Source organism: Sphingomonas aerophila, assembly GCF_014199305.1.
Taxonomy (GTDB): Bacteria; Pseudomonadota; Alphaproteobacteria; order Sphingomonadales; family Sphingomonadaceae; genus Sphingomonas; species Sphingomonas aerophila.
In genome coordinates, this window is record NZ_JACIJK010000002.1 from 412105 (window position 1) to 437811 (window position 25707).

At 62.2% G+C, this 25707-nt stretch carries 28 protein-coding genes and 1 pseudogene; 14 read left to right on the forward strand and 15 right to left on the reverse strand.

Going from position 1 to position 25707, the window contains the following annotated elements:
* The first annotated feature begins 54 nt into the window (after positions 1–54).
* Positions 55–828, forward strand: coding sequence for an alpha/beta fold hydrolase (locus FHS94_RS04680; protein WP_184055147.1), 774 nt, complete (start codon positions 55–57; stop codon positions 826–828).
* A 154-nt stretch (positions 829–982) separates the two neighbouring features.
* Here FHS94_RS04680 and FHS94_RS04685 read toward each other — a convergent pair whose 3' ends face one another.
* Positions 983–1837 (reverse strand): dioxygenase family protein, encoded by an 855-nt coding sequence (locus tag FHS94_RS04685; protein ID WP_184055149.1) that lies wholly within the window; start codon positions 1835–1837, stop codon positions 983–985.
* Between the two features lie 36 nt (positions 1838–1873).
* A complete protein-coding gene (locus FHS94_RS04690) occupies positions 1874–2482 on the reverse strand; it encodes an FMN-dependent NADH-azoreductase (protein ID WP_343055169.1) in 609 nt (202 codons plus the stop codon).
* Between the two features lie 93 nt (positions 2483–2575).
* Here FHS94_RS04690 and FHS94_RS04695 point away from each other — a divergent pair, with 93 nt between their 5' ends.
* Positions 2576–2974 carry a winged helix-turn-helix transcriptional regulator gene (locus FHS94_RS04695; protein ID WP_184055151.1) on the forward strand — a complete coding sequence of 133 codons (399 nt, stop codon included), beginning with the start codon at positions 2576–2578 and terminating at the stop codon, positions 2972–2974.
* Positions 2975–3333: 359 nt separating this feature from the next.
* Here the strand turns inward: FHS94_RS04695 and FHS94_RS04700 are convergent, their stop codons facing one another.
* Positions 3334–4278: a 3-keto-disaccharide hydrolase gene (locus FHS94_RS04700; RefSeq protein WP_184055153.1), complete on the reverse strand. Its 945-nt coding sequence runs from the start codon at positions 4276–4278 to the stop codon at positions 3334–3336.
* 319 nt (positions 4279–4597) lie between these two features.
* Here FHS94_RS04700 and FHS94_RS04705 point away from each other — a divergent pair, with 319 nt between their 5' ends.
* Positions 4598–5017, forward strand: a complete 420-nt coding sequence (locus tag FHS94_RS04705; protein WP_184055155.1) for a hypothetical protein — start codon at positions 4598–4600, stop codon at positions 5015–5017.
* Positions 5014–5406 (forward strand): STAS/SEC14 domain-containing protein, encoded by a 393-nt coding sequence (locus FHS94_RS04710; protein WP_184055156.1) that lies wholly within the window; start codon positions 5014–5016, stop codon positions 5404–5406. Before FHS94_RS04705 ends, FHS94_RS04710 begins: the two co-directional genes overlap by 4 nt.
* A gap of 368 nt (positions 5407–5774) precedes the next feature.
* Here FHS94_RS04710 and FHS94_RS04715 read toward each other — a convergent pair whose 3' ends face one another.
* A complete protein-coding gene (locus FHS94_RS04715; protein ID WP_184055158.1) occupies positions 5775–6704 on the reverse strand; it encodes a LysR family transcriptional regulator in 930 nt (309 codons plus the stop codon).
* Between the two features lie 79 nt (positions 6705–6783).
* Between FHS94_RS04715 and FHS94_RS04720 the strand changes: the two genes are divergently transcribed.
* Positions 6784–7788, forward strand: coding sequence for an MBL fold metallo-hydrolase (locus tag FHS94_RS04720; protein ID WP_246348346.1), 1005 nt, complete (start codon positions 6784–6786; stop codon positions 7786–7788).
* Between the two features lie 134 nt (positions 7789–7922).
* Positions 7923–8285, forward strand: coding sequence for a MarC family protein (locus FHS94_RS19605; RefSeq protein WP_343055170.1), 363 nt, complete (start codon positions 7923–7925; stop codon positions 8283–8285).
* Between the two features lie 15 nt (positions 8286–8300).
* Here the strand turns inward: FHS94_RS19605 and FHS94_RS04730 are convergent, their stop codons facing one another.
* Positions 8301–8657 carry a hypothetical protein gene (locus tag FHS94_RS04730; RefSeq protein ID WP_184055162.1) on the reverse strand — a complete coding sequence of 119 codons (357 nt, stop codon included), beginning with the start codon at positions 8655–8657 and terminating at the stop codon, positions 8301–8303.
* Positions 8658–8709: 52 nt separating this feature from the next.
* A complete protein-coding gene (locus FHS94_RS04735; protein ID WP_184055164.1) occupies positions 8710–8940 on the reverse strand; it encodes a hypothetical protein in 231 nt (76 codons plus the stop codon).
* A gap of 780 nt (positions 8941–9720) precedes the next feature.
* Here FHS94_RS04735 and FHS94_RS04740 point away from each other — a divergent pair.
* A pseudogene (locus FHS94_RS04740) lies at positions 9721–9837 on the forward strand (IS481 family transposase); the annotation flags it as partial.
* Between the two features lie 244 nt (positions 9838–10081).
* Positions 10082–10312 carry a hypothetical protein gene (locus FHS94_RS19100; protein ID WP_221234536.1) on the forward strand — a complete coding sequence of 77 codons (231 nt, stop codon included), beginning with the start codon at positions 10082–10084 and terminating at the stop codon, positions 10310–10312.
* A gap of 70 nt (positions 10313–10382) precedes the next feature.
* On the opposite strand, the gene FHS94_RS19880 is transcribed toward FHS94_RS19100, so the two are convergent.
* The 4 genes from FHS94_RS19880 to FHS94_RS04760 form a co-directional block, all read right to left on the reverse strand.
* Positions 10383–11261 carry a BLUF domain-containing protein gene (locus FHS94_RS19880; RefSeq protein WP_184055166.1) on the reverse strand — a complete coding sequence of 293 codons (879 nt, stop codon included), beginning with the start codon at positions 11259–11261 and terminating at the stop codon, positions 10383–10385.
* 216 nt (positions 11262–11477) lie between these two features.
* A complete protein-coding gene (locus tag FHS94_RS04750; RefSeq protein WP_184055168.1) occupies positions 11478–11921 on the reverse strand; it encodes a BLUF domain-containing protein in 444 nt (147 codons plus the stop codon).
* Between the two features lie 26 nt (positions 11922–11947).
* The gene (locus tag FHS94_RS04755) at positions 11948–13570 is read right to left on the reverse strand and encodes a sensor domain-containing protein (protein WP_184055170.1); all 1623 of its coding nucleotides are present in this window, start codon (positions 13568–13570) and stop codon (positions 11948–11950) included.
* A 136-nt stretch (positions 13571–13706) separates the two neighbouring features.
* Entirely contained in the window at positions 13707–13868 is a 162-nt protein-coding gene (locus FHS94_RS04760) for a hypothetical protein (protein ID WP_221234537.1), read from the reverse strand.
* 165 nt (positions 13869–14033) lie between these two features.
* On the opposite strand from FHS94_RS04760, the gene FHS94_RS19610 reads away from it, so the two are divergent.
* The 3 genes from FHS94_RS19610 to FHS94_RS04775 all read left to right on the forward strand — a co-directional run bounded on the left by FHS94_RS19610 (position 14034) and on the right by FHS94_RS04775 (position 18368).
* Positions 14034–14549, forward strand: a complete 516-nt coding sequence (locus FHS94_RS19610; RefSeq protein WP_184055174.1) for a YfiR/HmsC family protein — start codon at positions 14034–14036, stop codon at positions 14547–14549.
* Positions 14550–14605: 56 nt separating this feature from the next.
* Complete coding sequence (locus FHS94_RS04770; protein ID WP_221234538.1) at positions 14606–16591, forward strand: TonB-dependent receptor plug domain-containing protein; 1986 nt, start codon at positions 14606–14608, stop codon at positions 16589–16591.
* Between the two features lie 91 nt (positions 16592–16682).
* Positions 16683–18368, forward strand: coding sequence for a methyl-accepting chemotaxis protein (locus FHS94_RS04775; protein WP_184055178.1), 1686 nt, complete (start codon positions 16683–16685; stop codon positions 18366–18368).
* Between the two features lie 350 nt (positions 18369–18718).
* On the opposite strand, the gene FHS94_RS04780 is transcribed toward FHS94_RS04775, so the two are convergent.
* The 3 genes from FHS94_RS04780 to FHS94_RS04790 all read right to left on the reverse strand — a co-directional run bounded on the left by FHS94_RS04780 (position 18719) and on the right by FHS94_RS04790 (position 22126).
* A complete protein-coding gene (locus FHS94_RS04780; RefSeq protein ID WP_343055164.1) occupies positions 18719–19273 on the reverse strand; it encodes a methyl-accepting chemotaxis protein in 555 nt (184 codons plus the stop codon).
* A 4-nt stretch (positions 19274–19277) separates the two neighbouring features.
* Positions 19278–20090 (reverse strand): hypothetical protein, encoded by an 813-nt coding sequence (locus FHS94_RS04785; RefSeq protein ID WP_221234539.1) that lies wholly within the window; start codon positions 20088–20090, stop codon positions 19278–19280.
* A gap of 911 nt (positions 20091–21001) precedes the next feature.
* Positions 21002–22126 (reverse strand): hypothetical protein, encoded by a 1125-nt coding sequence (locus tag FHS94_RS04790; protein ID WP_184055182.1) that lies wholly within the window; start codon positions 22124–22126, stop codon positions 21002–21004.
* Positions 22127–22270: 144 nt separating this feature from the next.
* Between FHS94_RS04790 and FHS94_RS04795 the strand changes: the two genes are divergently transcribed.
* A complete protein-coding gene (locus FHS94_RS04795) occupies positions 22271–22639 on the forward strand; it encodes a DUF4304 domain-containing protein (RefSeq protein WP_184055184.1) in 369 nt (122 codons plus the stop codon).
* A gap of 138 nt (positions 22640–22777) precedes the next feature.
* Here FHS94_RS04795 and FHS94_RS04800 read toward each other — a convergent pair whose 3' ends face one another.
* Together FHS94_RS04800 and FHS94_RS04805 are read right to left on the reverse strand one after the other, a co-directional pair.
* Positions 22778–23125, reverse strand: coding sequence for a hypothetical protein (locus FHS94_RS04800; RefSeq protein ID WP_184055186.1), 348 nt, complete (start codon positions 23123–23125; stop codon positions 22778–22780).
* 197 nt (positions 23126–23322) lie between these two features.
* Positions 23323–23784 carry an anthrone oxygenase family protein gene (locus tag FHS94_RS04805; RefSeq protein ID WP_246348349.1) on the reverse strand — a complete coding sequence of 154 codons (462 nt, stop codon included), beginning with the start codon at positions 23782–23784 and terminating at the stop codon, positions 23323–23325.
* A 772-nt stretch (positions 23785–24556) separates the two neighbouring features.
* Between FHS94_RS04805 and FHS94_RS04810 the strand changes: the two genes are divergently transcribed.
* Together FHS94_RS04810 and FHS94_RS04815 are read left to right on the forward strand one after the other, a co-directional pair.
* The gene (locus FHS94_RS04810; RefSeq protein WP_184055190.1) at positions 24557–24727 is read left to right on the forward strand and encodes a hypothetical protein; all 171 of its coding nucleotides are present in this window, start codon (positions 24557–24559) and stop codon (positions 24725–24727) included.
* A gap of 390 nt (positions 24728–25117) precedes the next feature.
* Positions 25118–25576: a hypothetical protein gene (locus FHS94_RS04815; RefSeq protein ID WP_184055192.1), complete on the forward strand. Its 459-nt coding sequence runs from the start codon at positions 25118–25120 to the stop codon at positions 25574–25576.
* Positions 25577–25707 lie beyond the last annotated feature (131 nt).

Genomic DNA, 25707 nt, shown 5'->3' on the forward strand with positions numbered 1-25707 from the left:
GCCATGCACGGACGGTGCTCGTTGAGCCGTTGCAGATAACCGAAATGGAACGAGATGCACCAGATCAACCGCGGCTCCGGCCGCAAGCTGCTGCTTGTCCACGGTCTGGGCGGAAGCTCACTATCATGGAGCCCCATCCTAGACTCGCTCAGCGCCGGTCGAGCGGTGATCGCGATCGACTTGCCCGGACATGGCGCGACCCCTGCGGAGCACGATAGTGGGACGTTCGACGGCCTGGTCGGGAGCGTCCAGCGCTATATCGTGAAACACGAGCTGACCGGGATCGACGTTGTCGGCAGCTCGATGGGTGCGCGGATGGTGCTCGAACTTGCGAGGCGTGGCGTCGTCGGCAACGTCGTCGCACTTGACCCGGGTGGGTTCTGGCGTGGTTGGGAGCGCACCTTCTTCAAGACCACGATCGGCGTCTCGGGCCGCTTGTTGGGGGCGATCCGGCCCGCCCTGCCGACGCTGAGCCGTAACGCAGCCTCGCGCACTGCCCTGCTCGCCCAATTGTCCGCGCATCCCTGGGCGCTTGATCCGCAGCTGGTGGCGACCGAGCTGACCGGTCTCAGTACGACCCCGACGTTCGATGCGCTGGTTCATGACCTTGCGACCGGACCCGAGCAAACCGGTCCTGCTGCCGACAGCACTGGCCGGATCGTGATCGGATGGGGCAGGCACGACAGGCTCTGCCTGCCGGGTCAGGCGGCGCGCGCAAAAGCTGCGTTCCCGTCCGCAGAGCTGCACTGGTTCGAGTCCAGCGGTCATTTTCCGATGTGGGACATGCCGGAGGAGACTGTCGAGGTCATCCTCAGAGCTACACAGTGATAATAGCGAGGAGTAACGCCGACCCACAAGCGGTCATTTGGGCCGGATCTGGGTGGTCCCGGAACCAGCCGTACATTCAGGCGCTAAGTGTGCCACGCCTCCCGCAGCGCTGACCAGCGAGCCGCCGCGCGGGAGCGATGAAGGCGCCGGACGTTCAGTTCGCCCCTTCCAGCTCGTGCGCTGCCGCAGCCACCACCAGGTCACCGAACCGGTAGCTCGATGCGGTAATCGCACCCATGAAGGCTTCCTCGTGATAAACACGCGCGCCCGCATCCCGGCCTGCGGCACCAGCGGCGACCATCAGTGGAATGAGGTGGTCCTCACGGGGATGCGCGGCGCGAGCGGCCGGAGCGCTTGACCAATCGATCAGCCTTTTTGTGCGGTCTTCAGGCGCCGAGTGGATGAGCGTCTCCTCGAGCCAAGCGTCGAATGTCGCTGACGCGAGCTTGCCTCTGCCGCTCATGATCCCGCGCACGTCATGGTAGCTGAAGCCGCTGCCGATGATCAGTACACCCTGGTCGCGCAACGGCGCCAGCAACTCGCCCACCCGCAGATGCTCAGCAGGAACGAAGTCGGCCTTGAGCGCGAGTTGCACGACCGGCAGCTGAGCCTCCGGGTACAGCGTGTGCATCAGGCTGAAGGTACCATGATCGTATCCACGCTGCGGATCGAGCCCGGTTGGCACGCCCCCACGGTCGAGCATAGCGCGAACAGTCTCGGCCAGCGCAGGGTCGCCCGGCGCATCGTAGCGGATGCGGTAGGTGTGCTCGGGAAAGCCGGAATAGTCGTACACCATCGGCGGCCGGGCTGCCGAGGACAGCAGGAACCGGTCGGCCTCCCAATGACCAGACACCATCAGCACCGCGCGGGGCAGCTCGCCAAGCTCCGCGCGAACATGGTGAAGAGACTGTTCGAGCTGATCGTACGCACCCGGACGTAGATCCTTGATCCACGGCCAGGGACCGCCGCCGTGCGACAGAAAGTAAGTCGGAAGTCGTTGGGATGCCATTGCGGTCTGCCTGATGCGAGAAGTGTCGGCCGGGGATCAGGCAGCGAGCTGCCGGGCTGCGTCGCGCGCGGAGGCAATCGCGGAGTTGCGGGCTTCGGGGAAGTTGAGCCCTTCGGCCACAACCGTCTCAATCTCGGTCACCCCGATGAAGCCCAGCAGCGAACGCAGGAGCGATTCGGCATGTTCGGCGGGTGCGAAGGGGGACCCGGCTGCATAGACGCCGCCACGAGCGACCGCGAGGATGACCCGCTTATTGCCTGCCAGGCCTTCGGGTCCGGCCTCGCCTTTCCGGAAGGTCGTTCCCGGCACGATTACCCGGTCAATCCAGGCCTTCAGCTCGGACGGTACGGTGAAGTTGTACATGGGCACGCCGATGACGATGACATCGGCATCCAGGAACTCGGCCAGGATCGCGTCGCTGGTCGCCCGTTGTGCCTGCTGCGCGGCGTCGAGCACGGGCACTGCCTGCGACAAAGGGTGAGCCGAAGGCGCAGTTACGGCGGTGAAGTGCGGCAATGGGTCAGCCGCCACATCGCGATAGGTCACCTCATGCTTGGCGGTACCGCCGAGCCGTCCGACGACATCCGCGGAGAGTTGGCGCGACACGGACTGTGCGCCGGTGATGCTGCTGTCGATGTGAAGGATTTACATGGGACCAGTTCCGATTGTTGCCTCGGTTATGGTATGTGCCCACCCAATCGGGCCCACAAGAACGCACAATTTTGTAACCGGAGGCACATGGATGTGACCGAACTTGCCGCGCATACCCCTGCGGAACGGCGCGATACGCGTTCCTGCCTGAAGATCACTCAGGTGCTCAGTCGTATCGGTGACAAGTGGACAGTCTTGATCATCATCTTGCTTCGCGAGCGCGCTTACCGCTTCAACGAACTCAAGCGGAGTATCGACGGCATCTCGCAGCGGATGCTCACCCTGACCCTGCGGAACATGGAACGCGACGGCTTGGTGACCCGCACGGTGACACCATCGATCCCGCCACGGGTCGATTATGAGCTGACGGACATTGGCCGGTCCCTTGCAGGGCCGGTCAAGATACTCGGGGATTGGGCCTTCGAGCATCTCGGACGGATCGCTGCGGCACAGGCGATGTTCGACGCCAAATCACCTGACACTTGAACCGGTAGCCGCCTGTTGATCGGACGCTCGGGAGCGACAGAGGACTGGCGACTCAACCTGAACCTGCCGCAGGAGCGTGGCGCAGTCAGATGCTGTCGAGACCCAATCAGGCCATCCTGGCCGGCCTCGCGCTCTGCCCAAAGCCGCCGCCCATAGGGGCTGAACGGCTAATCGTGTCTTTCCCTCCAGGGCTCCGCGTGGCTTGATCAAGGGCGGCAACGACATTGATCGCCCGGTTCTGGTTGAAGTGCCGCAAGCTGATTAGGCTGGGCAGGACGCGGTTCGCGCAGCGGCTCGCCGGCTAAGCTCTGGGGCGGGGCTGACCCCGCCCAAGCGCCGGGCGGACACAGCGCTGCTGTTCAGGTTCCTGAGACTACGATCCGTGGCAAGGAGCGGATCGGCTCCACGATGATATTGCGGAACCAGGTTTCCGCACCCTCGGATTGCAGTTGGATCTGCCCGTGCGTGAGCGGCCGGCGCGAACCGTCAGCCGCGATGGTCGCCAGGTCACGCACCTCCGCGACCGGCACGCCGTTCACGACATGCACTGCCCGATCGCCGAGCACGTAGAGGTCCAGCGTGTTCCATTCGCCTGCGGGACGTTCAGCATCGGTAGCAGCTTCGACATTCCACGTCGGGGTGCCATTGATCATATCCACGGTGCGCCCGCCGACGCGAAAGCGCAGGTGCGGCGCGATCAGCGAGGGGTCGAACGACGCGTCGGTGTGCGCCCGGGTCTTGGTGCCGACCATCACGATCATGCCGGTTGATCCCTTCATGATTTCGAACTCCACGGACGGCCGCCAGGTCCCGAACACCTCGCCTGGCCGACCATGCGTGTGGTAGAGCAGGCCATTGTTAGGCGGCTGGGTTTCACGCGGTGCCCAGGTTCGCTTTCCCCACTTGTACTGAAGCCGCAGGTGATAATTGGCCAGGTCCGCGCGATGCACCAGGCTGCCCCAGGTCCGGCCGTTCACCCAGATCGCCGGGCCGCCATCCACCTGTCGCACCGCGAAATCGCCCGACGTGCTGCGACTAATTCCGATCGGCTTGTCGGCAGCAGTCGCGCGATATGTGATTGCCGGGTCGGCATAGCCGAGCCACGGCGTCCATCCGGCCAGGCTGCGGCCGTCGAACAATTGCGTCGCCTTGCTTGTCGGTCGGGGCACATCAACAAGGGTCAAGCGCTGCGATGTTGGTGCCGGCTCGTCGGCTATCGCTCGCGCCTGCTCCGTGGAGCTTTGCGCCAGCGCCGATCCTGACACCAGCAAGAGCGCTGCCGATAGCGCCTGACGGATCGTCATGACCTCTCCCCCGACTGACTAAGCGGTGATCCTATAGGCCGCTCTCTGCGGCGCATAGTCGCGGACGACGGGCTCAAGGTAGATTAGCTTTGCATCGATCAGCGTTCGCGGCAGGGCCGCTCGGCGAGGCGGGGTCATGATGAGGCTGCGGCCAAAGCTGGGCTCGGTTGAAGAGGAGCCGAAAGACAAGCTTCGCACGATGGTCGTGCAGCACCTAACTAAGGCCATCTGACCGGCGAAGACTCGAACAGGATCGGTTGTTTAACTGGTCCGCCAGATCAAAGGCCGATGGCGGGCTTACAACCAGCCGAGGTCGTTTGTGAGCTACCGCATCGAGATCAACGAGCAAGCAGGCCGAGTTGAGGTCGTGGTACATCGCGTGTGTGACCCACGAGAGATAGCCGAGGATGAGAGCCGGCTGCTCAAGGCGGCAGCACAAGCGCGGGCCGATCTCGGACGCCTTCGCCTCATCATCGACTCGCGTCAGGTCGGGCCATTGCCAAACGCCTCGGTCGAGAGGCTCATGTTGCTGGAAGAGAAGCTCGTTACCCGGGATGACGACCGGATTGCCGTTGTTGTCGAGTCCAGTCTGGCCAAGGTTCAGCTCGCGCGATTCTCCAAACACAAACAGGTCAACCGGTTTGTCTCTCCGACTGCTGCCGATACGTGGCTCTCCGCACATGATGGACATGGCTACCAAGCCCAAGCTTCAGTGCGCGCAATCGGACAACGACCATGATCAAAACCACGGCCGACGAGCTCTGGCGCTTCGACCTTGATACGCAGCTTCGGTTCCTGCGGATTACCTTGCGGGGCTTCTGGACCGAGGCTGTTCTGGATCGATACGAGCCGATCCTTGCGCAGCAGATGCGAGCCAACAAGCTGCTGGGCGGCGAGACATCGATTCTGGTCGACACACGAGAGCTTCAGATCCAGTCCTTGGCTGTTGCTGAACGGCAGCAAGCGCAGCTGGCTGAGTTGAAGCCTTTTCACGCTACCCGATGTGCGTTGCTCGTGCCTGGTGCGCTGGCCAAGATGCAGGCCTCGCGCATCGGCTCCCCTGTCGATCACAAGGTCTTCAGCGATGAAGACTCCGCAATGGCTTGGCTCGGATTAAAGACGAGTTGATCCGAGGACGTTCAGAACGGTGCACAGGATCGCCCGATGATCCGCTTCCCGGTCCACAACTGGTTGTTCTGGTACTTGACTGTGTCGAGTAAAGTAAACCTGATCACAGACACGATTCTGACAAGTTGACTGGCGGACAGCTCAGATACGGCGAGGAGTTGGTCGACGGCTTCGACAAGCTGCCCGCCACAGGCAGCATGGCGCGGGAGCTCGGCCCCAGGAACATCACCGTCAACTTGGTTCAGCCCAGGCCGATCAAAACCGACCTAAGATCGGCAGACGGCGACTAGAACATTTGAGAGAGGACTCGGGAGACTGACGCGCCGCCCACGCCAACGCCGCTCCCTTAAGCCCTCGCATCCGCCGCGTCACCTGGCCCACGGTGGCGACGGGGTGAACTCCTGGACTACCCGGTCCATGAAGAGTCGCGTCCTCGCCGGCAGCAGCCCGCCTGGCGGCCGAACGATCTGGACCGCCCCCTCGCGGTCGTACCGCCAGTCCGGCAGGACGCGGACCAGCCGCCCGTCCGCGAGTTCGCGGCAGCTCGACCATTCCGACGCGAGCACGATGCCGCCACCATCCACCGCGGCCTGCACCATCGCTCCACCATCGTCGAAGCGAAGCTGCCCCTGGACCCGCACGGACCTCCGCTCCACGCCACGTCGCATCCGCCATTCGGGCCAAAGATGGGGTTGGGTCAGGCCGAGGCAGCGGTGGCTCGGCAGGTCCTCAGGCCGTCGCGGCGCGCCGTGTTCGGCGAGGTAGCCGGGTGCGGCGCAGAGGACGGTTTCGAAGCTGGCGAGATGTCGCGCGATCAGGGAGCTGTCCGGGAGCTCGCCGATCCGGATCGCCAGATCGAACCCTCCAGCAACCAGATCGGCGAACTGGTCACCATGATTAAGCTCGACCTCGACAAGCGGGTGCCGCTCGAGAAAGCCGGGCAGCCAGGGAATGACCCAGAGGCGCGCGAAAGTGAGAGACGTCGAGATCCTTATGAGGCCTCGGGGCACCACGGCTCCCTCCATGGCCTCGCTCTCGGCGACCGCAAGCGCGGAAAGCCCGGTCCTGACCCGGTCAAGGTACAGCGCACCGGCTTCCGTGAGGGCGACCAGGCGCGTCGTACGCGAGAGCAGCTTCACGCCAAGCCTCGTCTCGAGCGCGTCTATCCGACGCGAGACGGCGGACGCGTCACGCCCCAGCAGCCTGCCCGCAGCAGCGAAGCCGCCCTGTTCCGCCACCGCCACGAACGCCTCGATTTGATCAAGCCGCACTCCGCCGGACCGTTGCATGTGACGCATGAGTGACCTGCCTCAGATTGCCATTATACTCATAACGCGCAGGTCTACCTCGCATCCAGCCAATCGCTGGAGTGAAATGATGAACCTGCTACCCCTTCTCCTAGCCGCCGCGGTCGTCTCGGTGCCGCCGGCGGCCGCCCAACCCGCGCCGCTGCACGCCACGGCGCAGGTGGCCGCCAACTACCGCCTCATGATCGGTGACGCGCGAGTGACCGCGCTATCCGACGGTACGGTGCCGATCGACCTGCACCAACTGCTCCGAGGGACGACGGAGCAGCGCATCGACGACCTCCTCCGCCAAAACTTTCAAACGAATCCCGCCGAGGCGTCGATTAACGCGTACCTGATTGAGCTCAGCGGACGCCGCATTCTCGTCGACGCCGGGGCGGGAGACGTTTTCGGTCCCGGCAATGGCGGCAGACTGCCCCAGGCCCTTGCCGCCGTCGGGGTAACTCCCGGCCAGATCACGGACATCCTGCTCACCCATGTCCATTCCGATCACAGCGGGGGCCTGGTCAGGAACGGCCGAATGCTCTTCCCGAACGCGATCGTGCATGCCGGACGACCCGACGTCGACTTCTTCCTTGACGCCGGCAACGCGAAGCGCACCGGCTACGACCAGCGGTACTTCGATGAGGCCCGCAAGACGCTGGGGCCATACGTGGACGCAGGTCGGGTCAGACCGTTCGAGGCCACGGGCGAGATCCTTCCAGGCATCGTAGCGGAACTGCACCCCGGCCACACGCCCGGAAGCGCCTTTTACGTCCTGACCAGCAAGGGAGAGAGGATCGTCTTCGTCGGCGACATCGTCCATGCCGCGGCGGTGCAGCTGCCCCAGCCGACCGTCACCATCACCTTCGACCAGGATCAGGACCGCGCCCGTGCGGTCAGGCGCGAGGCCTTGACACGCTTCGCAGCGGACGAGGTGCTGCTCGCCGCGCCCCACATTGCCTTTCCTGGAATCGGACACGTCACGCACGACGGAGCGGGCTACGGCTGGATCCCGGTCGAATTCGCGGACCGGCAACCTGGCTCGGCAGCGCCGGACCTGAAGGCCAAGCCGGTTCTAAGCACCTCCCGCTGACGGGTGCCGGAGCCAAGACCGCCAGCGCGCTGAGAAGCAGCCTCATTGCGCGTGCCCCCCGCTCGGACTGGTCTTCGGACGTCCGTCAAGCCGGCAGTGTGGGTCTCACCCATAACCGGCGTGATCGCAGCCGTGTGGACGAGGGGCCTCCCCCGCCTTCCTGGAGAGCGACCTCTTCACCTGCGCGGCCCCAGAAAGCCGGCGACATCGCCGTATTCCCGTTGGCCTTTCCGCTGGTCGCTGGTCCTGGCGCGCTGTGCGCGGCGGTGCTGCTGATGGGGAGAACCGCGGAATGGAGCGAGGGCGCGGGGGTGATCTCGATGATCGTCGTTTGTCTCGCGCTCACCTATGCGGCGATGCGCGCGGCCGAGCGGCTCGTGACGGTACTAGGCGCGACGGGCGCGGATGTGGTGCGCCGGATCTCGGGTGTGCTGCTGTCCGGTCTTGCCATCCAGTTCATCTTCGATGGGCTCGAAAGCGCGCCATTCCTGGCCTGAGAACCGGCAGTAAATTCAGGATATCGCATTGAGAGCCGCGCCGAGCCGGTCAAGCACGGCGGCGTTGGTAGCGGCTTTGGGCAGGTCACGGCGGACGAAGGTCTTCAGCCGGGACACATCGCGTAGCGGCAGCCGCAACTCGAGGAGAGTCCCGCCGAGCGTCGCCCGTTCGGTGCGCTGCGCCGCCTTGCCGGAGGCCAAGAAGTGATCAAGCAGCCGCTTGCGATCTGCGAAGCTCCAGCCGAGTTTTTCGAGCTCGGCCGGAGACAGGACCAGCAGCGCGAGTGCGATCTCCATGATGTCGTCGAATGCCAGCGCGAGACGAACGGTGCGGCCGCCGCGCTCGCGCCAGCGCTGTGACAGACCTCGCATCAACCCACCGCCAAATCTGGCGCGCTGCGTGCTGTAGTCAGCAGGCCCATGATCAATGCCAGGTTGCCTGTGGAGCGCCGTCCAGGACGCGCAGGGCCGCCAATACATCGTCGACGGGCACTGTCCGGCCGAGGTCGGCCGGACGCCGCAATGCCGGTTGGTCGGGCACTGCCGAAGCATCGGATGCCCAGGAGGCGAGTATGGCGCGCTTCACCTCGGGTTCGAGGGTCGGGTGGCGCGCAACATCGAAGGGATTGGTAAGACGCGAGACGGGCTGCGACACGGCTATTCCTCCTTTCCTGTCGCTATTTCTCGTGGCTCTTCGGGCCGATGGAAGAATTTGGAATGGCTCTGCAGTTCGTCAAGAACGACGGCTCAAAGTCGCCCTGCTAGCTCCGCGGCCATTCCGTCCAGATAGCTGCCGCTCAGAATGAGGTGCGTCGGTTGCGAGGGCGATGGTTGGTTCCGGTTTGCCCTGCCCCGTTTGGCTGACCTACTTCGCCTTTGCATAGGCGATCAGAGAGGTCGTCCGGCGCGTATCAGGAAGTAAGATTGCTGGCTCACGCTTTGAGCATGGCGGTCGGGTAGCTTGACCCAGCTGCGGACGCTCACAGCCGATTTCTCGCTTCCCAAGAGCGGACGTCTATCCAAGGCGCGTCGCGCGGCAGCAAGTGGGCCGATTGCCGACAGGCAGCCTTTTACGTGGATAGCGAAAAGCAGGTGTTTAGCAGGTGTCATAACCGGTCGGTTCTGACACTGCGCATTGGTGCACGGTTTCGCGCGGGGTCACGGGTGTCACAAACCCGCGTCAAACTGTTCCCGCCAGAGATGAGCGGCCGTGCGCTCCTATGCTGTCGTTGAGCCGCGTAGCTGACGTAAAAGCCGGCGCAAACCAATGGTCGTTTAAAGCGCTTCACCGCTCCAAGCCAGCCAGTCTGATTACGCCCTCGGCAGGCGATCGAGCCCGCTTTCCTGCTTCCTGAACAAGCGGCCGGTTTCTCGGTCGTCCGCCCAAAAGCGGCCAGGCCGAAATCCACCCAACACCGGACATTCGGCACGGCGCCGCTGGAAGAAGCGCCGGTCGACGACCGATCTACCAACGGGTCCGAAGGACCCAAGATCATCCTCGCTGACGATCGAGGAGGAAGCCGTCGTGGTCGCCTTCCGGCGCCACACGCTCTGCCGCAGCATTGCACGCGCAGACGAGAGGGTTTGGGCGTGGTCTTGGCGACGGCTCTTGCCTGGCTTTAGCCATTCAGCTCGGCGTGCCCGCCCTGACCGCCGATCGAGAGTGGAAGAAGGTAAAAGCCAAGAACCTGAAGGTAGAGCATATCCGCTGAGCCGACGGGCCGGTCCGGTTGCGGCTGCTACTGGATTAGCTCGCAAACTTCCCCTTTGAAATCTGCCTAGGCTATCGGTGTTTTATGGAACTCCATGGGTCAATCATCGACAACCTCAACAATGCTCTCGCAAGCGCTCGCCGGCTGCGCGGCCATCCCGTGTACCAAGACACGCTGACTTACTGGCGCGACCTGGTGCAGGAAGCCAGGCGCCTGCGACAAGACCCTGCATGCACGCAAACGGAAGCGCTTGGCGCTGCGATCGCCAGCCTCGAAAGCGAGTTGGCCGAACGTAACAGCCGGCAGCCAACCTAGACTGGGCTGTTGCAGAACTCAGGATATTCGCAACATGATTCTCGGGGCACTCGCGCTGACTGCAAGCATCTCAGGGGTGCCGGTGTGCTACATCAGTACGACGCTGCTGGTCGGCTGACAGCGAGCTTAGGCCGCAGTCAGGGTACCTTGTCGTCCAATTCTTGCGCGCCTTGCCGGTCTTGCCGGACTGGCTACAAGCATCCGCTTCTACGAACGACCGTTCCGATTGGCGTAGTGCGCCGATAAGGAAGAGAGAGCCCGAATGCCGAAGTACAGATTGGTTTTCTCCGGGCGAGAGCGTGACGAGCTTATGATCGATTGTGACGACGTCGATGCCGCGCAACGAAGCTGTGCGACAACTCGGTATGTACCTGGCAGAGCATCCCGGCTTCGCTGATGAGGGCCACTGGCGTGTTGAGGTCGAGAGCGAGCAGTGCGAGCCGTTGCTGCACGTCATAGTCGCGACCGTGACTGATCGGTCCCGGCAGTCGCGTTTGGAAACGAGACCGATCGAATAGAGAGCGACCTGACCGGGTCGGCAGCCCAACAGGGCAAAGCCAATGAACACGGCTTGGAGCGCTGGATTGTTCAGCCGCTCAACTTCGCCCCGCAAATCGGCAATGAACCGCCGGGAGCAGGTACCCGGTTCCGCCCGCCGGAGGACCATGCCCCAGTCGCCGAACTGCGGCGCATCGACTTTGCGATCGGTCACGACGTCGATCGCGTGATGACGGGGATCAGCGCAGATCCGCTTCATGGTTTGGCGAAGGACCGGCTCAGGACCCTCGATAGCCTGAAGAAAGCGGATGCCGTCATAGACGAGCAGGCCAGTGATTCCGTCATGGCTGTTATTAGTAGCTGCCTTGAGTTCAACGTCGGCGAGGGCCTGCTCGCTAAAGCGTTGGGTCGCCCGGCTAAGATAGACGATCTGGTGAGTGCTACTGACCATAGTTAAGCTCGGCTACTCCTGAGTTGCGGGACAGCAGCAATCTGCCGGTTAATCGAACCCGAACAGCGGATCCTGAGTTCCCGCTAGCAGAGTCTTGTAAAAAACAAGCGGACCAGCTGTGAACCTTTGGACTCCGCGCAATATGCACGCCTGTCCCGGCTGTGTGGCCGCTCTGCGTCAGCTACGACCTTCGGAAGGGCAGGCTCTGGTAAGCGACTACGCCGCTTGCCGCTCTTCTTCGAGGGCAAGATTGCGTAGAATGGTATGGAGGTCGTTGCCGTCGAAGTGTGCCGGGTCGAAGCCGCTGGCCGCAGCAACACCTGCGAAGCGACTTGCCGTCTCGTCAGACATGCCGACGAATCCCATCGCCCAGTTCGGGAAGCTACGGCGCTCGATCGGCTCCAGAGTAAGCAATGACACTTCGCCATGGCGTTCGTCCTGCTGAATACGCTCGAACGCCGCCTCTACCACGTCGAGTGGACCTTCCAGCACCTGCGCGAAGCAGCCTGCATTGAACATCAGTGCCCCGGTGATGCCATCGCGCACGTTGTTGGCGCGGCTCTTAGCCAGGATGTCGTCGACTTCAGCCGCGAAGGCGACCTCATCGAGCGCGACGTGATTGCGACTATAATAAACCAGGCGATAGATGGATGCCGACATCGGCGCCTCCTCAGGATGAAGTTAGATCAGTTGGTGACTTGAGCGATCGGCTGCTCTTGCAGGAACAGCTCGACCTGATCCGGCGCCATCGGGCGCCCGGTCAGGTAGCCCTGAACATGCGTGCAGCTTTGTTCGCGAATGCGACCCAGTTGCTCGGCCGTCTCGACGCCCTCAGCCGTGATCGCCATGCCAAGATTGCTGCCCAACCCTGATACCGCGCGTAGGATGGCCTCGCTGTCCGCGCCTCCACCGGACACGAAGGAGCGATCGATCTTGATCTTGTTGAAGGGAAACTTCTGGAGGTAGCTGAGCGACGAATAGCCGGTCCCGAAGTCGTCCATCGAGATCTTCACGCCGAGGGCTCGCAGCGAGTGCAGCGTGGCCAGCACGTTGTCCGTGTCGGCCAGCAGCGCGCCCTCGGTGATCTCAAGCTCTAGGCGCTCGGGTGCCAGTCCCGAACGTTCCAACGCAGTCGAAACCGTCGTCAGGAGCGTGTCCGCCTTGAACTGAAGCGGCGACACGTTGACGGCTACGATAAGATCACCGGGCCAGGACGCCGCAGCCATGCACGCGGTCATCAGCACCCACTCGCCAATCTTGACGATCAGGCCGTTCTCTTCGGCGACGGAGATGAACGACAATGGCGGCACCTTGCCGCGAACCGGATGGTTCCAGCGCAGCAACGCCTCGAACCCGATCACAGCATCGGTCGATAGGTCCAGGAACGGCTGGTAGGCCAACTCGAACTGCTTGAGCGCGAGCGCCCGGCGCAGATCGATCTCTAGTTCGCGCCGCTCATGCAGTTGCAGGTCCATGCCCTGCTCGAAGAAGCGATACCGGCCACGGCCGGCGCGCTTGGCCTCATATAGCGCGAGATCGGCGTTTCGAAGGAGGTCGCGCGATTGCAGGCCGGCATCTCGCAGTGCGACCCCGACGCTAACGCCTACGTTCACAGTGTGACCATTCAGGACATAGGTCCGCCCGATCAGGTCCACCAGGCGGGCAGCAAGCCTCTCTGCATCTGCAACGCCGGTGATGCCGCGCTGCAGGATCACGAACTCGTCCCCGCCAAAGCGCGCGATCAGATCCTCACGCCGGCATGCCGTCCGCAACCGATCCGCGACCTTCTTGAGCAGTTGGTCGCCAATCCCATGCCCGAGCGTGTCGTTGATTACCTTGAACCGGTCGAGATCGAGGCAGAGGACGGCTAGCGAGCCCGCCCGGTTGTCTGCGCCGGCAAGAGCATGGTCCAGTGCTGCCATGAATGGGTTGCGCAGGGCGAGGCCGGTCAGATCGTCGGCCCGCTCTGGCGTGCGCTCATCGAGAACGGCTGCGGCAGGCCACAGGCTCACGCATGTTTCGCCCTCTCCCAACGGGCTCAGCAGCGCCTCGAAAGCCTCACCCTTTTGCGTGGTCAGCCGGAGCGAAGTCGGATGATCACCAGCCGCTGGGGAGCGGAGGTAGTCGGGAAAGATGTCGGTTAGCGATAGCCCGACGATCCAGCCCCCAAAGCTGCCGGCCGCGGTTGCATTCGCGTAGATCAGTTCACCTGCCGCATCGAGGACCAGGACCGGATGCTGCAAGGACTCCAGGATGCGAGCGGAGGACGTCACAGCCTGTTCGGGATTGTGTCTGACGTCCTGCTTCATCGCCCTTGAGCCCCTGCCTTTCTCAGGGCCCTACGATGTTGTGAGGAAAGAAACCGTTACTGTCCGACTTGGCGCTTCTTGGTCCGGGCGCCTGTATTTCTTTGGTCTCGTCACAACCGAGCTCACGCTGCGAGCATCAGGAAGTGAGGTCGGCTGCCAATTGTTCATGCCGTCGGATCAGAAATGCTACAGATACCCATAGCTGCGCTTCGAGAGCGGTGCAGGGTGTAATCTGCTGAAACCTTGCCAGCGCGGCCGCAACGGTCGGCTCCGCCTCATCGGCCAGCTCGGCCGCCATCTCGATAACCTGTCCCCGCATATTTCCGCTCTACCCCGGCCCCGCTTGCCGTCGATGTTACAAGCATGGTGACCACCAGCTTAAGGCGGAATACCCCCGCCCTCAGCATCTTAACTCCTTGGTGACACGCGCTGGTTACTCCGCCGCTAACCAAGGGAGTACCTCGTGAGAAAGCGCAACCTACTGGGCGGACTTCTTCTCTTAGCCCTGCCATGGCAGGCCGGGGCGGAGCTGAACGTGCAGGTTGCGGCTCGCGTTGTGTCATTCCTGCAGCCACCGCCGAATGGCGCGGTGCAAGCTGCTATCGTGTTCCAGCCCGGCAATGCGGTGTCCGAAGCGGATGCCACCTCGATCGAGCGTGCGATCGGCGGGGGTGTGGCAGCCGGTCGCGCGTCCATTCGCACTCGTCGGGTGCCGATCAGCTCGTTGGGAACGCTGGGCAACTACCGCGCCGCTTTCGTAACGGCGGGCTTACGCGACGAACAACCTGGTATTGCGGCTGCGGCCGCCCGCGGATCGGTTGTGACGATCACCTCGGACCAGGCCTGCGTCCAGGCAGCGCGCTGTGTGGTTGGCATTTCGAGCACCCCGCGGGTGCAGATCACCGTTAGCCGTGCTGCCGCCCGAGCCGCCAATGTGCGGTTTGGCAGTGCTTTCCTCATGCTCGTGAAAGAGATTTGAGCGTGCGCCGATCCCTTATTGTTGCCCTGCTTCTTGCTAGCGCAACAACACCTTCGATGGCCGCGGCCCAGACCGTAGACTACTCGGCTTTGGCCGAGCTGATGGGTGAGCCCGTCACGACCAGCGTCATCGGCAAGCCCCAGCGCGCGTCGGAACTCCCGGCCAGCGCTGTGATCATCACCCGTGAGCAGATTGCCCGATCTCCCGCGCGTGACATCCCAGGGCTGCTGCAAACCTATTCCGGTATTGATGTGAACCGGTGGACCGCTGGGCAGAGCGACGTGGCGGTTCGGGGCGGGGTTCAAACCTATAACGCCCGGCTGCTCGTGCTGGTGGACGGCCGGCAGGTCTACCTGGACCATTACGGCATGACCAACTGGAACCTCCTGGGCGTTGCCTTGGAGGACATCCAGCAGATCGAGCTGATACGCGGACCCGCAAGCGCGCTCTTCGGCTTCAACGCTGCAAGCGGCGTCGTCAACATCATCACCCGCCGGTCATCAGACAAGGCTTCTCTGACTGCCAGCGCAGAGCTTGGCGGACATGATTATAGCCGCGTTGCTGGAGCCTTGCAGCTGCCCATCAGCGAGCAAATCGGTGTCAAACTGTCGGCCGGCCGCCTGCGTGAGGACGAACGCGCGATCCGTGCGCCCTTGCTTGCGCCCGAGATGGTGCCTGACGTCCAGTCGGATCATGTGGCAGGCTCGGTAACGGGCCGCTTCGATCAAACCGAAGTGACGCTGGACGGCGGTTATGCGGAGAACCGGCAAGCGGAATATCTCCCGAGCCAATATATCTCGAACCAGCACTATCGCATTGGTCACGCCTCAGCCGGCCTGAAGCACGATACCGATTGGGGCGGGCTGAGCTTTGGAGCCTACGCTAATTGGCTCCGCGCTGACTATGGCCTGAGCGAGGCTGCTCCTACCCGTGACGTCGACAACACCGCTGCCACAAAGTTCGCGAACCGGATCATTGTCGCCCAGGGCTCCGCGCTCATCCGCTTGGACGGCAACAACACCCTCCGAGTGGGCGCAGAATACCGCAACAACCGCCTGCGTTCGCCGGCCCAATTCTCGCAAACGGTGTCCTATGATGTAGGATCGGCTAACCTGATGGCTGACCTGCACCCCGCCGAGGCGATAACAGTGACACTGGCCGGTCGGCTTGACCGATTGTCGCTCAGCCAATCTGGCGTGATTGTCCAGCCAGCGTTCGATGCCCCATCTGCCTTCGATCGCGACCTCACCCGGTTCAGCTTCAACGCCGCCACGGTGATCCGGATGGGCGAAACGGGACAGCTCCGGCTGAACGGTGGGCGCGGGTATCAGCTGCCGCCTTTGGCAGACTTCGGCCTACGCATTCCGATCCAGACTCCCTCGCCCGTACCAGTGTTTATCGCCGGCCGGCCTGAAACACGTCCAGTTCCCGTGTGGAGTGCCGAGGTCGGGTACAACCGAGCCATTGGCGAGGTTCGCCTCGAAACGACCGCGTTCTGGACTCGAACCGAGGACGCCATCGCCACGCCCGGCGATGGGTTGCAGCTGGACCTGGTGCTGACCCCGGCGCCGCTCCTGGTGTCTCGTATCAGAGCGGTCGGTAGCTACACGACCTACGGCGCCGAAGCTGCTGTGTCGGGGCGCTACGGCCCGCTGTCCTGGCGGGCGAACTACAGATACACCCATACTGATCAAACCTTACCACCAATTACTGCGCCAGCTCCGTTTGCGCTCTCTCCCAAATCCACCACACCACGTCACAAGGCAAACCTGGAACTCGGCTATGATGCGGGGCGCTGGTATGCGACGGCAATCGGTCGGTATACATCGTCCACCCGGCAGTTTGCTTTTACTACCGCCCCTCAGCTTTTGCTGACCCCTGTGAACGAGGCGGTAGCGCTGGACGCACGCGCGGGCTTTAAGGTACACCCTGGCTTGGAGCTGTTCGCCGCGGGCGAAAACCTCACCCTCGCAGGGGGCGCTGCCGTTTCCCCGATTCCGGCCGATCGTCGCGTAAGAGGGGGGCTGCGGGTCTCCCTGTGATATGCTGAACCGACTTTCCGACGCGCTCGAACGCCGGGTTCGGCTGGCGGATCGGCCGATTGTGGTCAAAGTTGCGGCCGCTCCAGCGTTGATGCTGGCGCTCTTCGCAATCTTGGCCGCGCTCAGCATGGTGGGGCTGTTAGCAACGGCGAGCAGCATTGATCGCGTCGTCAAACGCGACATGCGCGACGTTGCGCAGCTAAACGCAGCGGCATCACGCTTCGAGCGGGCGGAAACCGACTTATACCGGCTTCTCGTCACCAAGGCGGTCTCTCCAGCAACCGACGTGCCTGCACGATCCGCACTCATCAAAGGAGAACTACAGGCGGTCCGAGGCGAGTTGATGGCCCTGCGCGATCGCGCCGACGACCAATCGCGCCCAGCACTGGCGAGGACCATTGTCGATGTTGAGCGCTATGCTTCTGCCGTCGAAGTGGTCACCTCGATGCTGGAACTCGACTTCGCTAGCAGTGCCAGCATGGTGGCCCCGTTCCGGGCTAACGCCAGCCAGGTTCAGGCCCGCATCAGGCAAGTCGCCCAGCGAGGCATTGCGCACGCCAATGCGAGCGCGGCCAGCACGATGTTCAGAACTCACCTGTTCATGGTTGTTCTGGCACTTGCGGTCGTGGCCGCAACCCTGGTCGGGCTGTTTTTGGCCTATGCCGTAGGCCGGACGACGGTGCGCTCGGTCACGCAAATTGCGGACGCGACTGCCGGAGTCATGCGGGGCGATAGCATCAACCTTGTCGCGCTGCGCCGCGGTGACGAACTAGGAGGGGTAGTCGCCGCGCTTGAGGCGTTTGAGGCAAAGAGACACGAAGCGCAGGCGCTGGATAAGCGCGCCAAGGACCTTCAGCACGAAGCACAGCTGGAGCAGGAGCGAAGTACCACGGAGGTTGAACATGTCCGGCAAAATGCCGATCGACAGCGCCGCGATACGCTGAGCACCCTGGCGCAGTCTTTCGACGCCAAGCTTGCAGCGGTCATCCGCGAAGCACAGCAGGCTATGGCCGAGCTGGAAGGCAATGCTGTGGCTTTGGACGCGACGGCTGAGGGCAGCCGCAGGCTAGCCGCCGCACTCGACACGGTTGCCGGATCCCTTGCCCGCGAGATGCGGGAGGCAAGCATAGCTGCCCGCTCCTTCGCAGGTGCGTTCACCCAGATCGACCACGAGGTCGCCGGAACCAGCGCAGCGGCACGGGCGATCAACGACCACGCCCGCATCGCGCGAGAAGCTGTGACCCTATCGCAGATGCGAGCAGCCGAGATCGAGCAGATCGTTGGTGTGATCGCAGCAGTGGCACAACAAACCAATCTGTTGGCGCTTAATGCCACGATCGAGGCAGCGCGCGCCGGCCAGAACGGAAGCGGCTTTGCGGTCGTGGCCGCTGAGGTCAAGTCGCTGGCCACTCGAACCGGCGCCTCGACCAATGACGTGCGCCACCAAATCGAAGCAGTGCAGCAGCAGATCGGCCGTGTCGTGCATAGCACGGATAATCTGAATACGCTCATAGCCAGCATGGATGATGCATGCGGCCGTGTAGCCAAGATGTCACGAGATCAGACCAAGGGAACGGATCGTCTCGACGCTCTGATGAGCGATGCGCACGAGCGTACTCGAACGCTCACCGAGGCCAGCAGCAGCATCAAGACTTCCGCCGAAGGCAATATGGCTGCGGTTCAGCGGCTACGTCTGGCAAGCGCAAGTCTAGATCGCATGCTAAAGGCCTTAGCTTTGGACGCACAGTCCTTCACTCGGCAGCTCAAGGCTAGCTAAAAGCCCGGACCGTCCTGAGCGAGCGTGGCTACTCTCCGACTGGCTCCAGTCGTTCGGTATCGACCAGGATTGAGTGGCCTTGTTCGAAAACATGTCAGACCGCTGGCGCAGCACTGGCACATACTCGTTGCGGGCCAATCGCTCCGCACATTGCCAGACAGGACCGTCGGCTAGCGCTGACTATGGCCGTGTCTGTGCTAAAAGGGCGACTTTCGAGGCGTTCGCAACTTTAAGGCATTCGCGACATGATACCGTGGCACTCTCGCTGGCATGGCTGCATCGCCGATTAGACATTCAACCGAGCTGCTTAGAAGCGCTTCGTATGGCGGGATGGCATGGAGGCGGCGGGATCACGCAGCTACCTTCGTTGCGTAAGCAACTGCGCGGGCCTCCAGGCCGACGAGCAGGTCGTTCACAGCGGAGAACCCATGGCCAAGCGTATCGATCTCTGCCGCCACAGCCTTGGTGTCTTCCCGGATACAAGCGATGTTGTTGGCCATGCTGTCGGCTGAGAGCGCGGTTTCGTCTACTGCGGCAGTGATAGCAGTGACGGTCTGCGCCTGAACCTCCATGGCCGCCCGGATCCGCTCCGAAGAGGCCTGAACCTCGGCGACGATCGCTTTGATTGATGCATTCTTTTGAACGGCATCGCGGGTTGCGGCCTGTATCGTGGAAATCGTTGCGGCAATGCTGTCAGTCGCGCGTGCCGTCTGGCTTGCGAGACTTTTGACCTCCTGGGCCACCACTGCGAAACCGCGGCCAGCGTCGCCGGCGCGAGCGGCCTCGATCGTTGCGTTCAGCGCGAGCAGGTTTGTCTGACCGGCAACGTCGCGGATGAGACCCAGGATGCTCTCGATCGATTTCGCGTGGGCAGAGAGCGCCGTCACCACGTCCTCTGCCTGCACTGCTTCATTTCTGGCTCGCGCGGCAATCTCCGCCGACGCCTCCACCTCTGTTCGTGCTTTCTCGATCGCCTGAATCAGTCCCCCCGGCAGTCGAAGCTGCGTCTCGCATCGCGATGGCGGACTGCTCGGCTGCTACCGCGACGTCATTAGCCTTCACGAGCATGCCGCGCGTAGAGGAGGACGCTCCTGCTGCATTGCTGCTCAGGGCGTTCCCGCCGCGAGACGCGGCCGCGACCGTCGCCCCGATGCCGTCCTGAAACTCCTCACTGAGGCGGTCACGCTCGCGGCGAGCCCCGAAGTCCACGTACCAGGCGTACAGGCTGGCATAGACATCGCACTCGAGTGAGCGAAGCCGGACAAACACGTCATTGAGCCTGTGTCGCTCCTCTTTCGAGCACTCGTAGCATCGACCGAGGATCTCAAGCGTGTCCGACGCCCAGACGCATGTCATGGAAAGCAGTACAGTGAGTGGTATGCCATTTGCGATGGCAGCGGCTACGGTGCGCTCTGCGAATTGCACCCACTCCGTGCCACCTACGCGCGTGTAGCGATTACAAAGGTGGTCGGTCCCGAGTTGCACGAGGCGCTGGCGATCAAGACCTAGGAAATGCTCTTGCTCGCCGATGGTGCGTAACCATTGCTGCCAGTGCGCCTCCGCAATGTGCTGTGCCTCGGGTTGCAGGATTTCCCAGATCTTTGCCGAAAGGGCGATCTCGTCAGCGCCAAAGCCGAACATCTCAAGCCTCGCGCCCAGGTCCATGGACGCGCTTGCATCTCCGAACGGTGGCACCTCCCGCGTCATGGAAGGGTTCGTCATGGCGGGTCCTCACCGAAATTTGCTCAACGATTCTCGTGTGGTTCTCGCACCTTATGATTTCCATCACGCTAATATCGAGAGAGCTGTAACCTCCCGATGCTTGCTAAGCTGCTGATAGGGTCAGAATGGTCGAGGTCAGGTTCGTCCTCCAAGGCGGCCAGCGAGCTTTGACAATCCCGTGGGCTTCCGCTCCCTCGCTGTTGCAGAAATCTGGAATTTCGAAACACGTTGGCTGTCCCGTAATTCCATCTCTCACCGCCAGTTGTGGGAAGAAGCAATCGGGAACAGATTTTGGGAAACGCCCCCGCTGGAGGCTGAGAGGCCCTGCCTTGGCTAGCCGGCAGTCTCGCTCGACCTTCGTTTTTGGGAATGAGGGCGCGGGCATCGAGCGCCGTAGAATTGCTCTTCGTAGTGGCTAGGATGCCGCCACCGTATGGGGGAGGCGCTCAGATGTTAGTGTTTGCAGCTTTGATGCTGGCCCAAGCGACAGCCGCCCCTATGGTCCAAAAGCGGGTGAACCTGTCCGAAACGCTGTATCATGCTAGTCTGGCGGCGAAAGGCAGTCGTCTTTGCGATCGTGACCGAAGCGCGCGCTATACAGCGCAATTCAACGAGCGTTACGGCGAGCGAGTACGCAGACTACTCGGATTTCATGACGCAACGGTGGGTCCTGATTCTGACTTCATCGTCACATCAAGCTGTACAATACCGCGGATGTCCGGGCGAAGCCAAGACCGTGACCATGCTATTGCCTTGGATCGTTTCGGAACGACGCTACGAAGACTTGAACAGGAGTTTGGTCCGGTAGGGGCTCGCTGACTGCCGTCTTGAGTATTCCTGTAGCCCGATCCCAATCGAGACAGCATCGCCGGTCCCGATCGCCGTTTCTTTGTGGAACGGTAGCTTTCGGCTCACCGGGGTCCTTCTTCCGAGTGCTGGCGACGAGCCACGCTCATCGCGTCAGTCTCGGTCAGATCGACGATATGGATCGATGGCTCGCCGGTGCGCTGAGAAACGTGACTACCGGTCGGCGTACCGAACGAGCCACGCACCGTGAACCGATCGATCCGGTACATGCCCGGCTGGCCAGGGGAAGCATCAAGCGGGACATACCGCCGTTGGCTTACCTGTTTCAGGATGGTGCGCGACCATTGGCCTAGGCCGGATGTACGGAGCACCTCGACCCCCGCGGTCCTCCCGTTTGGTTGGACCCAGTAACCCACATCGGCAAATCGAACTCGAGGGTCGTCCGCGAAAAGCAACTTCGAGTTCGGGTCGTCGATTGGCGGCGCGAACAGCAGGACGGGCGGCTTGGACGTCGACTGGCGCAACCGCGCCGCGAGCGCGTCAAGCGCACCGGCGTCGCCATGACGAATAGCGATCCGCGCACGCACAATTTCCCGCAAGTCAGCCATGGTCCGATCGGCGCTGCCAGCGATAAGGACCGCCTCGTCGGCAAGACGCGAAGCCTTCCGATCCTGCTGGCCGAGCAGCGCCAGCCAAGCGCGTCGGAACGCCGCGCTAGATGCAAGGCCGGTTCGGCCGCGCTCACCCGCGCTTCTCTGCACATCCTTGCACACGTCATCTGCGGCTGCCCGCTTTCCCAGCCCGATCAGCGTGTCGGCAAAGGCCAGCCGCTGCTCAAGAGTCGCATCACTACCCGCGCCAAGGTGGCGTCTCAGCACCCGAACATTGCTACGTGCTGATGAAAGCCAGAGTTCCTCGTCGCCCTGATGCTCCGCGATCGTTGCCAGCGTCGCGTACAGGCTGGATACCGGGCCGGGCAGTTCCGCTTGGTGATCGCGGTTCCGCCTGATCGCTCTCTGAAGTGTCCGCTGAGCATCGTTATAGCGGCCGTCCGCGAACTGCTCGACCGATGCCTGAAGCGACGCCTCCACCTCCTCGGCGGGCGAGCAGGCGCGGGCCAGACATTTGGCCAAATCATCCTCCGCGCGGTGCCCCACAACAACGACGTCGTTAGGAGGCGACGAGACTGGCTTGGCGACTTGGGGCAGCAGCAACAGGATACTGAGCATGGCTGAAGCTCGATATCGAGCCCCGTATATTGTCAAGAGTATTGGGAAGCCGCTGCCGTTCCCACTGGCCGATCCCAATCGGGACTGTTAGCGCGGCCGGAAGCGCCCACTTGCAGACATTGGGCGGACTTGTAGCATCGCAAAATGTTCGACGCCCAAGCCATCGACGAAACCGCATTACGGCGTGGCTTTCAACGTAAGGGCAAGACATACTGGATGCGCCGCACCGACGACTTCGTGCAGCTTGTAAACCTGCAAGGGTCGGCTTGGTCGAGCAGCCAAACCTACCTCAACTTCGGAATGTGGCCGCTAGCGCTCGGGGAGCCGAAGAGCCTCGCAGAAAGCAAGATGATGTTCCGCACCCGAGCCGAGGACCTTGGCGCGGCTGATCCAGATGCGCTGTTCGACGCGGCAGACCGACTACAATCGCTTCGGGACCTGCGGGCGGCCCTTGCTGCTCGTTCGGTGTCAGGCCTCGTCAGCGTGGAGCTGCGCCGTCTTCTCGACGGATGAGCAACGTCCGCTTCCCCCATTTTGCGACGTTCGCGCCCTCTGCGCCGACAGTCCCAAGATAGCATCCCAATCGAGACAGCTTATAACATCTCGCCGCTCCTTTGCGGGACAGTAGCTCTCGCCCTGAGTGAACTCTGGTCAGGGGTACTCGCGCTCAATGGCAGAGAGATCGAGGGCAAATTTCTGGAGGGCGGTCTCAAACTTCGCGCTCACGCTTTCAGTGGGTCGTGAGCATTGGCCCAATGCAATTGCGTCAAATCCGGGGTCTGCGCCCCATTTGGCCGTGTCTTTCCGCTTCAATGCCGCGATACGGGTGCCAAAGCGGCGATCGAACTCCCGTTGCTGCCGTTTTGCGATCCTGCGATCACATGAGATAGCACCCTGCTGATACAAGCCCGCATAGAAGAGGCGCTCACTTAGCCGCTGCGCTGGGGGCATTAAGCTCTGCGCCTGTAAAAAGAGAGCGAGCCCCACAAGCATGATCATCAATCATCCCCTCGATGAGGCATTCTAGTCGGCGATTGCTAACGGCAGCTTTCGCCGACAGCGGCGGCGTAAGGCGCATATGTCTAGGCGGAACGTCCTGTCTCCACCCAACCTCGAAATTCGGGATCGCGTACCGGTCGTCCCAAAACTCGATCCCAATCGGGACAACTAGCATGGCCGAAAGCGCCTGATTGCCGCTACAGGTTCGTGACGAACCAGACGATAAAAGCGGCCACGCCAGCGAGAACTAGCGCCAGCATGACCCGCACGATGGGCGGATCGACTGGAGCGGTATCCTGAGGCCATGGAGCAGTAAGAGCCCGAAGAGGGGCGACGAAGGCTGCGCTCGCGCCCACGACCCGAACCCAATCAAGTGTAACCCAGCGTTGGGCCATGGCGATCGACTGCGCGTCCGTGATCGTGTCTTTGGGCGAGCCAGTGCCGTGATAATAGAGCGCGGCGTTCATGGGCCAGAACGCGACCACAGTTAAAACCAGCAAGAGCAAAATACCGATCGAGGGCAAGCAGAGAAGCCAGCGATAGCGCCACGGTGTTCGCCATCCGGCTATAAGCGCTCCAAAGCCCGCGACCAGCATCGCGGCCGAAAACGGAATGAAGAACAAGCCCGTGTCGACAGGCCAGGCCTTCCCGTAGGGCATCATGGCAAGGGAGGCTGGCGGTCGAGCACTCCAGGCTCCAGCGAGAACTATGAGATCGAACAGCTTGGCGCCGAGCAGTGGTCCCCCAACTAGAACAGCAAGCCAGAGAAACGCACGGGTGACGCTCCGCCTCGAAACCATTTCACCTCCGCTTGGAGCGCTAGACTGTCCGATTTCGCAGTATCGCCCTAGAGCAGTCAGTCGGCAATCCACCCAAACCCGGACAGTCCCAAAATACCATCCCAAACGGGACGGCCTCGGCCGTCTCTCTGGCCCTTCCTTTGTGGGACGGCAGGAAACGGTCACCCCCCGCTCACGTCACCTTAACTGCTGCAGCTTAGGCAGACACTTACCGTACTGGATCAGCATGGGCGTGGTAGAGACAGGCAGGCCAAAGTATCGCATTGATCGGGAAGCAGGCGTCGAGCAGCTCCGGCTGCCTGCTCGACGGACGTGGTTTGGATCGGCCTTCCTAGGAGCTTGGTTACTCCTCTGGGCTTGGGCGGGCGGTAGAGCAGCGATGGCCCATATCGATGACCCTGCGACAGTAATCTGGCTGGCTATCTGGGTGCTAGTGTTAGTTGGGACATCGGTTTCGCTGGCCGGCCAACTCATAGGCGTAGACATCGTAACAGTGCGTCAAGGAGAGTTGGTGATTGTCAGGCGTGCTGGCCCGTTTTCCCGCACATGGCGATACCGGACCGGCCTGGTCGCGCAACTACGGATAGATGCACGTCAATGGACCGGAGACGGGATCGACGGAGCCCAGTATATGCCTTTCATTAAGCAGCAATGGGGTGCGGTACGCTTCGACTATGGCGCGGAGACGATCCACTTAGCACCCCATGTCGATGTTCCCGAAGCATCACGGGTTTTCGCGTGGCTCGGGCAGCGACTGCCCGGTTCGGCGTCGTCCCAAACGGGATGGCACGGGCAGGGCTAGTGATTGTCCGTAAGTCGGCATCGCAGCGGATCGAGCGAACAGCAGCAGGTCACCAAATCCGGAACGCCATTAATTACCCTATAATGGGTAGAAGGCGCGGCTGCGACCTGCTGATCTCTTGGCTCAGCCGGCGATCCAGCGTGATCGCCGCTGGCGATTGAGGCGAGGGACGCAATGACGATAGGCTCAGTTGCTAAGCATACTCCGGCCGCGATTAGTTCTGCGAAGCTGAATGTTGCCCGGGAGGCTCCGCGATCGGAGGGTGTCTCTTCGCCGTCCTCCACGAAAGTCACCTCAGCCGAAACCGCCAAGGCAAGTGGGGGTGGAGGGCTGTTAGCTCCGAGCAGCTTCACCGCGCTACTCGACATCACTGCCGGTCCTGCGGTGGATATGAATGGACTGACTAAGGCTCCATCTGCCCGAGACTGGATCAATCAAGCAGTTAAGAAGTCGCAAGCAGAATATGCGTCAGGCAAGGTTGAAAAGGCCACGTCCGGTCAAGTCGGCCCAGCCTCGCTCACAGATGCGTACAAGCAAAGTGACGTGGAAACCTTCAAGGCAATGACAGGATGGAATCTGGTCGTCCTGAATGGTGCGACAATGATCCTCGACGACGATGGCAACCCTCCCCCACCTGACTCGCCCCTCACCGACCGATTAGTCGATCTCTCAGGAGCAATCGGTAGCGACCGGCAGGACGGTAAGCTTACTGGCGATATTACGCCTGAATATCTCAACGACATCTTCGATCGGTTTGCAAATGTTGAGCGGGAGTTCTCAAGTGACTGGCTGGACAAGGCATTCAACTACCTTGAGGGTGACAGCGATCGAAAGGTAGCGAGCTCCTAGTTTTTCCTCGGGCAGCGATGTGCAGCGCTAAGAACGCAGGCTGATCCTTACCAGCTTGGGATTCCAAAACTCGATCCCAAATGGGACGGTGGGTGAGCGTCTCGTACGATCAAGAAGCGGGGCGGCCAATC